This window comes from Clostridium sp., assembly GCF_050717535.1.
GTDB lineage: Bacteria > Bacillota > Clostridia > Clostridiales > Clostridiaceae > Clostridium_AD.
Window position 1 is genome coordinate 1 of the sequence record NZ_JBOITM010000057.1, and the last position, 8994, is coordinate 8994.

General features: G+C 30.8%; 6 protein-coding genes and 1 pseudogene. All 7 read right to left on the reverse strand.

All coding sequences use genetic code 11. The annotated features are described in order from the left end of the window. Nucleotides 1-410: 410 nt before the first annotated feature. The 7 genes and pseudogenes from ACREVU_RS08795 to ACREVU_RS08825 all read right to left on the reverse strand — a co-directional run bounded on the left by ACREVU_RS08795 (nt 411) and on the right by ACREVU_RS08825 (nt 8673). Entirely contained in the window at nt 411-1598 is a 1188-nt protein-coding gene (locus ACREVU_RS08795) for a TraB/GumN family protein (RefSeq protein ID WP_431551231.1), read from the reverse strand. A gap of 371 nt (nt 1599-1969) precedes the next feature. Continuing rightward, nucleotides 1970-2857 (reverse strand): fructose bisphosphate aldolase, encoded by an 888-nt coding sequence (locus tag ACREVU_RS08800; RefSeq protein ID WP_431551232.1) that lies wholly within the window; start codon nt 2855-2857, stop codon nt 1970-1972. A gap of 124 nt (nt 2858-2981) precedes the next feature. After that, nucleotides 2982-3137 (reverse strand): annotated as a pseudogene (locus ACREVU_RS08805) (alanine:cation symporter family protein); the annotation flags it as partial. 861 nt (nt 3138-3998) lie between these two features. Continuing rightward, nucleotides 3999-5570, reverse strand: a complete 1572-nt coding sequence (gene ccsA, locus ACREVU_RS08810; RefSeq protein ID WP_431551233.1) for a cytochrome c biogenesis protein CcsA — start codon at nt 5568-5570, stop codon at nt 3999-4001. 2 nt (nt 5571-5572) lie between these two features. Further along, nucleotides 5573-6826, reverse strand: coding sequence for a hypothetical protein (locus ACREVU_RS08815; protein ID WP_431551234.1), 1254 nt, complete (start codon nt 6824-6826; stop codon nt 5573-5575). A 301-nt stretch (nt 6827-7127) separates the two neighbouring features. After that, entirely contained in the window at nt 7128-8330 is a 1203-nt protein-coding gene (locus tag ACREVU_RS08820; RefSeq protein WP_431551235.1) for a cation:proton antiporter, read from the reverse strand. Continuing rightward, a complete protein-coding gene (locus tag ACREVU_RS08825) occupies nt 8320-8673 on the reverse strand; it encodes a P-II family nitrogen regulator (RefSeq protein ID WP_431551236.1) in 354 nt (117 codons plus the stop codon). Before ACREVU_RS08825 ends, ACREVU_RS08820 begins: the two co-directional genes overlap by 11 nt. Between the last annotated feature and the right edge of the window lie 321 nt (nt 8674-8994).

Here is an 8994-nt window from a genome sequence, read left to right on the forward strand (position 1 = left end):
TTATGAAAGCAGCCTAATATAGGTGCTTTTTTTGCTTTATATCAAGAAAAATAGTTACAATAAAATTTTAAATTTCTAATTCAGCTGCGGATTATATCTAAAATCTAATTCTCGCACAGCCTGCCGGAGGTAATCTGAGTTTTTCACTAATTCTTATATCCTTTGAGATACTCGATTAATTTTGTAGTTTTTTCAACGAAGCCAATTTTTGAACCTATATAGCTGGATATCATGAAAAGTATTGAACCAACAATAAGCCCCCAAATAATAAGAATAAAAATACCTAACACCTCCTTTCAGTTCAAATTAATTCTGAATGTGATTCTCTACATTCTACAGTAATCACATATAATTTTGTATCATGCATTTTCTTCATATTTTTTCTGCTGTTACTTTAATAAATCGTTTACCTAATAGGATAGATAAATTAAATACTGATAGTTATCTACTGTGGTTCCATTTGTTAGTACATTTTGATAACTTGTATATAAATTCTCAATTTTTTTTCCATAAGGTGATTTTTTGCCATTCAATTTAAATATAGTAAATTTATATTTTGCTAACTTTTCTGCTTCATTTATTAAAATTCCTTGATTATTATTTATTATAGGTATAGATAATACTTTAAATTTACCCTGTTTTTCCATCATCTTTGCTAGGGTAAAGTAATCTTTGCCATCATATAAGATGTTTTCTCTATAAATATGTCCTTCGCCAAATTGTCCATAATATTTGCCCCTAGGATTTCCCTCGTATATTCGCATAAAATTATCATAGATAAAGTCATCCCTAGCTGGATCTGGATATGGATCTTTTGGATCTTGAATCTTTACATATCTTATAGTATTCATCATGCTGTTTAAATTGTTTTTAAAATCATTGAAGTTATCACCTAAGAAAGTTTTATAAACCTGTGTATTACTACTAAAGTCCTCATTTAAGTTCGTAAAGACTGTAATTGCTTCTTCTTCTGACACTTTACCACTAGATATTCTTATAAAATCATTCACTTTGTTTTCTATTTCTATAGGTGGTTTTGTATTAGGAATCAAACTTTTCATTTCTTTTAAAGTATAATCACCCATGAAATCTACATCAATTCCAAAGGCTTGTATTTTCTTATCATTAGGTAAACCTTTATTATAATCATATAGCTCTTGCCAAAATTTATAGTAATCCTCTCCACCATATTTTGGATTGCGTTTTTTTACTACATCTACGGCATCTTTAAGAAGTGCTTCGTCGCCTCCTTGAATATATTTATTCAGCTTGCTAACTATACTATATTGCATTTCGCATATTAAATACTTGACCCCTGCTTCTTTATATAAGAATTTTAACATCTGAAAATTTATTTTTTCATTTCCTAAATTACCATGACCTTCACCTGTAAAGAATATATTATATCCTTCGCTATCATCAATTAGCTTAAAGGCAGAACTCATCCCATCTTCAGTAAAATTTTCAGTTTCATAATTATCTGTTAAATAACCATCTACCGACTTAATTTCAGTAGACTTAAAATAAAAAATGGAACCAATTGCAATTATGGCAATAAGCGCCAATGCAATTATTATGTTTTTTTTCTTTATACTCATAACTACCCCCTGTATACACAGCCTTCAAGAAATTAGTCTATTTCATATCTTATGAATATTTAGAACCACACCTTAGTTTTTATTATAGATATAGACTATTGTTTCGTCTAATCTTACAAATGTAATGCAATACTTTATTACCTTATTACATTTACCTAATTATCTTCCGAATTTCATCTAGTAGTTTTTAAGTTCAGGTATATATTTCTTAAATTTGTTACGCAAGTGTCATATGTATTACAAAAGACTACACTATTTAAAGTATAGTCTTAATTTTCCAATATAAGAACTTGCGAACTATTCATTGTTCAATTGTACTCTTACAGAAGATTAATCTAATTTATACAATTCTCTCAGAATAAATATCTACATTATTTAATGGATGCTTCATAAATTGACCCAATTGAATTAGCTAACATCAAATTGAATTCACTGTCTGTTTGCTCTGCAGTAAGCCCTTGTGATAATGCCCGGGAAAAACTAGCTATCAGTCCGTGATTGCGAGCAAGTTTTTCATTTGCTTCACTTCGACTGTAACCTCCTGATAAAGCCACAACCCTCACAATATGCGGATTATCCATTAAATCATCATAGAAATTATCTTCTGTTGGTATTGAAAGTTTAAGCATGATTTTTACATCTTTGTCAAGAGCTACTAATTGATTGTTGATTTCATATTTTAATAGTTTTTCTGATTTTTCCTTATCTTCGCTGTGGATATCAACCTCTGGTTCAATAATTGGAACTAGTCCTGCTTTAACTATTTGCTTGCCAATATCAAACTGTTGCTCAACTATTTTTCGAATTCCTTCTGGATTGGCTTCTTTAATAACTGAACGCATTTTTGTACCAAAAATGTTTTTATCAACCGCACGTTTTAAGAGTTTTTCTAAATTTGGAATAGGTTTCATGAGTTGAACACCATTTTCAAGTTCAGCCAGCCCTTTATCGATTTTTAAAAAAGGCACAACGTTTTTGTTCTCCCAAAGAAAATCAGCGGTAAATTTATCGTCAACCTTACGATCCATAGTATTTTCGAATAAAATAGCACCCAAAATATGCTCTGAATTAAATGCAGGATTCATGATAATTCGCGTTCTCATCTCGTGTACTAGTTTGAACATCTCTTCCTCATTTGAATAACGTTCTTTTGAAATGCCATACTGCAAAAGTGCCTTAGGAGTACTACCCCCACTTTGGTCTAACGCGGCGATAAACCCTTTTCCAGCATGCATTAGAGCCATTTGTTCCTGATTCATATAATTATCCCCTTTCATTTTTGTTAACTGAATATTATGTTTAATTTAATTATAGCACTACAAGCTCTCATAACTATATATTTTATATAAACTTTTCATTAATAACTTTTCCATCTTCATCAACTTATATTGTTGGCTCACTATCTATTGCTTCTATATTATCATCCCATAAATATTTCTTAGTTTCACTTACAATTACAGGACTTAGTAGAAGTAAGGCAACTAGATTTGGAATTGCCATTAATGCATTAAATATATCTGCGAGTACTAATAAAAAGTTGGAATTACCAAAGCCAACTACAAGGTATATTTCCCTGCTTAAATCAGAAACAGAAAAGGCAAGAATTGCCACAGGCAATAGATATTTAAAATTAATATTCTTATGTTAAATATTTGTAATTTGTATTAATATTCTATATAATTGAATAAGGACATACTTATAGTAAAAGTTGAAGCAAAGTTTAGTTTAAATGCAACGACTATTATTGTTAAATGCTTATAATATTAGAAACTAAGGGGGAATGGTATTATTACGAATAATATATTTATACTGTTCATGGTTATAGTAGGATTGTGCATTATTTTGTATGGAATAACGAGAACAGAAACAAATTTTGATATGCTTAGATATGCTTTAACCACAAATACAAAAATTGAAAATAAAAAGGGATATTTAAAATCTTATAAAATTAGCTCTTTAATAATAGGGTTCTTATTATTAATGTTAAGTTTTTTATCGTATGCCGAGGTATTTCCTTTTATTTATACGTCTTTATGTTTTTTTTTAATAATTTTATTTAAATCTATAATAAGAATGTTTATTCAATTTAAATATTCTAAAAAATCTACATCGTAATGGATGTTTGAATATATTAATATATTGAGTGCTTTTCGTATAAAGCGAATAAATTATTTTAGGGGCTAATTATTATGTAAATTATTAAATAGAAAACATTTTTATTTCTATGCGAGACAACGCAAATAAAAAGGCATATCTAAGACTTTATTCTTAAATATGCCTTTATTTATGGGTGTTCCCGTTATCAACGGTTATCTACCGTATATAACAATCCATTATTTGATTTTCTTTTGAATAACATCTATTAATTTCTTACAAGGAATAACCTTTATATTTTTAAATTTAGCCCCTTTTTTCAAACAATTCTTGGGTATATATGCCTTTTGAGAAGCAAAGTGCGCCAAGAATCCCCCCTAGTATCATAAATCCTCCTAACCAAAACAACCAAATAAAAGGTCTTGTTGTATATTGTAAACTTTCAGTAATGATTGTATCTCCTAAGAATTTATGAATAGTTATAGTTTCTCCAGAAGTAATTTCGGGTAAATTTGACTGCATTAAAATTCCCTCTGTCCTAAATACAGAAGATGTAATAGTACCAGTTATAAGCAGCAAAACTCCAATATGAGAAACATGTGCCCAAATATTTCTAAAAGTACTGAAAAATATTATCTTAGGGATAAGTGGAAGCATCACTATCCATAATATAATTAACCATGGGAAGGATGAAAACGCAGTGGTTGCAGAAATAATAATAATTATAATAGTATTTATAATCATTATTTTCATAAAATTTTTTTCAAATAAATTACGCATATAAACTGTAAAAAGTACTGAAGAAAAGATGGCGAACCCCACTGCTGCTGGAGTATAAAAACTAATTTCAGTAGAAACCCCTGAAAAAATAGGTAAGACAGTTCCAAACAAGATATAAACTGCAAAAATATATATAATATAACGGAATACTGATAAAGTCTTTGCTTTGTTAAGCTTAACCTTAACTCTTGTAACATTCCACAGCCTGTCCTTTACTATAGCCATTAAAAATATTAACACCGAAAGGATAAATACTATTAAGAGTGGCAATGTTATTGAGGATGAGGCATAAGAATGTACTGATGTCCCCTGCAAAATTCCACTTCTTGCTAAAAACGTGCCAAAAACAGCTAAAATAAAAGGAATCATAGCAAGTTTAGGAGATATTTTTTTCTTATGCACAATCGCAGTTAAAATAAGAAAGGGAACTAAAGCTGCATTTTCAATAGGATCCCACGCCCAGTAACCACCCCATCCTAGTGCTCTGTAAGCCCACAAACTTCCAGAAAATATTCCAGCTCCAAGAAATAATAAGGAAGCAATTATCCATTTTCTGTTAATTTTGCTAAAGCTTTGAGCAAATAGCACCCCCATTGCAGAGTATCCTATAAATACAAGAGGTGGATGAACTACCATCCATGGATCCTGTAGTGCTATATTAAGTCCATTTCCTTCAGTAGGTCTGTAATCCATAAGAGAAAATGGAGCACTTGAAAAAGCCAAAACCAAAATAACTGTACTTATTATGGTGTAGATAACATATGACTTATGCTCACCACGCGCCAACAAATTAATCCACATTGCAATCATTGCCCATAGAAGAAAAGAGCCTTCCTGCCCTGCCCAAAGAGCTGAAATAAGATAAATTGGTTTTAGCGATGTTGAAATATGATTAAATACATAAGCATATTGAAAATTGAAAGTAAATTGATAATAAATAAGAAGCAACGTAGCAGCTGTTATACAAAATATAGAACTAAATAAAAATATATCAGCCCAAATAGCTGCAAGTTTATTTTTATGAAAGAATATACTTACAATTAAATTTCCTAAACTCATTATTAAAGCAATAACAAGCAATAATTCACCCAGATTCATTTTTAATCTACTCCTTTATATCCGTGTATTTTTCCATCACCCTTTTGCTGATGACATGCTGAACATTTTCTAATAAAATCAGGCACGCCATAAATTTTTATAGGTATTTGGTTATCTAACTTTAATGTAGATGGCCATTCCGCATGTGGACTATTATGACAGGTCTCACAAGTAATATAACCGTTCATTGCCTCAGGTCCATTCTGAAGGTAAGACTTACTGTATAACTTATTAGTATTAGATGCATAATTTTCTCCATGACAATCACCACAATCTGGCTCATTAAGCCAAGCCTCTCTACCTTGCTTAAGAGAATTTGCTACAGTCTCAATATCTCCATGACATTTGCTACTGCTACAAGTATATCCTGCTGCTGCCATAACTCCTCTATTACATTTAGTTTCAACACCTGGATGACAATTATAGCAAGTATTCTGAAGGCTGGACATTGCCATTTTTGGTGCATGAAAATCGTGCATTGCAAGTGAAAGACTTGGGATACCTTCTTTCCCCTTAGCATTTAATGCATTGTCTTGATGACATTCATTACAACTGTGTGGTGTTCCGTTTATTGAATCATCATAAAGTTTTGTGCCTTGGTTTTTATCGTGAGATATTAATATATTAGCATTTGTATTAGTTTTTCCATGGCAATTGCTGCAGAGCATTTCAGTTGAAACCGGTGCAACAACTGCATCTTCTACAGCTATAACCTTCTTAGTTATTGCACTTTTCACTGTAATAGTTACGGTTTGATATGGATTTATAATTTTACTTCCATCATTGTAAGGTGTAATAGGAATATATTCTGCCTCATAATATTTTTTATCCACAGATAGTTTGCAGGTTCCACTTAAGTAATTCCCTGTAATACCTTCGTTAGGTTTTAAATTATAACCATAAGCCTTTGCATAATCCCAAAAATTAACCTTATCAATAGAAGAAGTATTATTATTAACCTTATACTCCACTATTACCCCACCATTTATCAATTTAGCCTCCTCTATGCCTTTTTCAAATACTTGTACACGAATTGTATTAGCTGGGGGAAGTATCATAAAAGAAGAGTAATCAGACTGAATACAGTGCATACCACTATCATTGTAAGCCAATATAAGGTATTCTTTGTCCATTTGTAATATAGTTGTAGTTGATTTAAAAATACTACTGGAGGCCCAGAGCATAATGAAACATGCGGCAAGTAAAATAATTGGTTTAAACAACTTTTTTATATCTAAAGTAATAAAAGCTCTCAAAACTTTACTCCTTTAATATAGTAATCACTTAATTATATTAACAAATCTAAATATTAATTCATAAAATATTTTTATAAACTTATAAGCGAGGCCCCAGATATATATATATAATTTTTCCTACATAAGTAACCCCCTATAATTAAGTTTATATCTTATATATAGGTTTTATTAAAAATGCTTGTACATATAATTCTAATTTACCAGGCTATATATACTCACTTCCACTTTAAATTAGATATAATAATTTAGAGACTATGAATAGATTTTAAAATAAAATCTATTCATAGTCTCTTCTCTATTCTTATGCATTTAATTTATGAATTGTTTTGTGTGGAAGTACGATTTCGCCAGATTTTTCTAATGCCACTTTTGCGGCGATAGGTCCTACTATTGAGTATATAAATGTAGAACATAATATGATAACGCGAATTTGCGCTGCATATTCTGGTATAAGCTTTCCTGCAACTACAATTAATCCTAATGCAACACCTGCCTGTGGCATAAGTGTTGGTCCTAAATACTTACATATCTTATCCTCTTGCTTAGTAACCTTTCCACCTATCCATGCACCCGCCATTTTCCCAACAATACGCGTAATAACATATAAAAGTCCAATGACCCCAATTCCACTAAGTGCGGAGATTTCAAAGCCGGCTCCGGATATAACAAAGAATATCATGAAAATTGGAGGTGAAAAATCATTTGTAATTTTAACAATGCTATCAATATCTCCATAGATATTTACAAGCACACCACCAAGCGCCATGCAAGCAAGCAATGGGGAACCCTGAAGTAATCCAGCTACCCAATAAGTAATTAATATAAATGCAATAATTATACAAAGTCTATTGGATGCTTTTTTAAACCATCGAAATATTAACTTCATAAGTATACTTGCGATACCTCCCAAAATAAAGGATATTACTAATTCATATATAGGAGTTAGTATTGACAAAACAATGTTAGAACTAAGACCTGTGGACATCGTTTTTACTATAGTAGTTGCAAATCCAAATCCTATAAGAGCAACAGCATCATCAATGGCAACAACGCTCATAAGCATTGATGTTAATGATCCTTTAGCTTTATATTGATTTATAACCATTATGGTTTGGGCTGGAGCCGTAGCGGCCGCAATTGCCCCTAATAATATTGAAAGCTTTAAATCAAAGCCAAAAATAATCAAAGTAATAGTTACCAGTATAATTGCCCCGAAAGACTCTGAGATAGCTATTATTATAGGTGCCATTCCAACTTTTTTAAAATAGTTTAAATTAAACTCACTCCCGATTGCAAAGGCGATAAACCCCAATGCTATATCTGATATAATAGAAAATCCATTTACCATATTAAGAGGAAGAAAATTTAAAAAAGACGGTCCTAATAAAAGTCCAGCAATCAAGTAACCGGTTACATTGGGAAGTTTAACAAATTTAGCGAGCCTGCCAAAAATTATTCCAGCAAACAACATTATAGCAACTTCAATTATTACTTTACTTTCCAATTTTTCTAATCCCCTTTGTAAAATCAATTGGAACACTAAAAATTATACCAGTATCATCAAGTGAAAAATCTCCCACTACAGACTCGATAGCACTGACAGCTTCTTCTAGCTTCTCTTCCTTTATAACAGCAAAAATCACTTTACTTTTTTCTCTTTCAGGATTTAAAAATGCTCTAAGAGATCCTAAAAAAGGAATTTCATCCCGATCATGTTCATGACTTAATAATCTAGCCATACCCATGCTTTCCAAAATCGTTGCACCGCTAATGTTAATGCGTGCAAGTTCAGTTAAAACTTCATCCAATTTTTCAGTTTTATTTAATATAAAAAATAAAAGTTTCATATTTTCCCCCTACAACTTTATTTAAAATATTACTAAAAATTACTAATATATCTATTATAGTGCTAATATAGATAAAATACAAATTGGATTAAAAGTGTAAAAATTGCTATATGTACAGAATTGTTTACTGAATTTCAATTCAAAAACAACAAAAGCCCTTTAATTCAAAGGCTTTCCATTAAATCATACAATCTATTGAACTACCCATGACTAAAAGTCACGGGATTCCTGATTCAACGAACATAGCCTTAACTCTTACGAGTTAATGGTCTAACATGTTCTCCTACAAAAGAAATACTTTTGTTCTTCTGCTAATTAGAA